Annotated in this window: 1 protein-coding gene; it reads left to right on the top strand. The window is 43.6% G+C overall.

Annotation, left to right across the window (positions count from 1 at the left end):
- Positions 1-275 (top strand): FAD-dependent monooxygenase (locus FTW16_RS03020; protein ID WP_186728019.1); only part of this gene is annotated, 275 nt, incomplete at both ends.

Below are 275 nucleotides of genomic sequence, written 5' to 3'. Positions count from 1 at the left end.
TGAAAACCGCCAAATCCAATTGGGTCTTTGGCAAGTCTTCTCTCAGTATGACAATCTAACCGTGATGTGTCCCGAGCGATTAAAAGACATTGAATTTGCAGATGTAAACCTTGTGACACTAGAAAGTGGGGTGCAGTTTGAAGCTAACTGGGTAATTGGTGCTGATGGTGCAAACTCTAAAGTTCGTCAATTGGCTGGAATTGGTGTGACTGCGTGGGATTACCGACAACACTGCATGCTGATTAACGTGAAAACAGAATTGCCACAGCAAGATA

Source organism: Vibrio sp. T20, assembly GCF_007858795.1.
In the GTDB taxonomy this organism is placed as follows: domain Bacteria; phylum Pseudomonadota; class Gammaproteobacteria; order Enterobacterales; family Vibrionaceae; genus Vibrio; species Vibrio satsumensis.
This window is presented reverse-complemented; position numbering and strand designations above follow the sequence as displayed.